This window comes from Demequina litoralis, assembly GCF_030418455.1.
Lineage (GTDB): Bacteria > Actinomycetota > Actinomycetes > Actinomycetales > Demequinaceae > Demequina > Demequina litoralis.
Genome location: NZ_JAUHPW010000019.1, coordinates 1 through 1,072, shown reverse-complemented (window position 1 = coordinate 1,072; position 1,072 = coordinate 1). Strand labels below are relative to the sequence as shown.

The window sequence follows — 1,072 nt, the reverse complement described above, 5'->3', positions numbered from 1 at the left end:
TCTAGCTGTACTTGGTCAGCAGGTTGGTGACACGGAGGTAAGGGAGAAGGCCTCGATCATTGGTGGTGTCTAGTCGCCAACGAAAGAGGCCTTCTCTTGCACCACCGTAATGCCCGATTGACCGTCCGTGGTCGTCAGATCCTGGTCGAGCGGATCGCTGCTGGCCGGCCTGTCGCGCATGTCGCGAAGGAGATGGGTGTCTCCCGCACCTGCGCGCACCGCTGGTGGGGCCGCTACCAAGCCGAAGGCGATGCGGGCCTCGAGGATCGCTCGTCGCGGCCCCGTGTGAGCCCGACACGCACGTCGGTCGAGGTCGTGGCCACGGTGGTCGCGCTGCGCGAGAACGACCGGCTGAACGCGGTCGAGCTTGCGGCCGCGGTGGGGATCTCGGCGTCGACGGCGGGTCGGATCATCGCCCGGGCGGGTCTGCCTCGCTTGTTCGACATCGATCCCATCAGCGGCGAGGTGATCCGCGCGTCGCGGGCCACGACCCACCGGTACGAGCGTGAGCACGCGGGCGACCTAATCCACATCGACGTGAAGAAGGTCGGCCGTATCCCCGACGGTGGCGGTCACCGCGTTCATGGCCGCACCAAAGCCGCCCGCGGTCGAGGCATCGGCTACGACCATGTCCACGTCGCTGTCGACGACCACTCCCGGCTCGCGTTCGCGCAGGTCCTGCCCGACGAGACCGGCGACACCTGTGCCCAGTTCCTCGCCGACGCGGCCGCGTTCTTCGCGTCCCACGGCGTGCGGGTGCGCGAGGTGATGACGGACAACGCGCTGAACTACACCCGTGCCCGCGCCTTCGGCGACGTCGTGGGCATGCTCGGCGTCAAGCATCGACGCACCCGCCCGTACTCGCCGTGGCAGAACGGCAAGGCCGAACGCTTCAACCGCACCTTGCAGGAACGGTGGGCCTACCGCCGCGCCTACGCCACCAACGCCGACCGCACCGCAGCCCTCGACGAATGGCTCGACCACTACAACTACGATCGACCCCACACCGCCGCCGGAGGCTTGCCCCCGATCAGCCGAGTGTCACCAACCTGCTGACCAAGTACATCTAGCG

At 67.7% G+C, this 1,072-nt stretch carries 1 protein-coding gene; it reads left to right on the top strand.

Annotated elements, in window-relative coordinates; all coding sequences use genetic code 11:
- Positions 1 to 96 precede the first annotated feature (96 nt).
- Positions 97 to 1,056 (top strand): IS481 family transposase, encoded by a 960-nt coding sequence (locus QQX09_RS14240; RefSeq protein ID WP_301135930.1) that lies wholly within the window; start codon positions 97 to 99, stop codon positions 1,054 to 1,056.
- Positions 1,057 to 1,072: the final 16 nt, after the last annotated feature.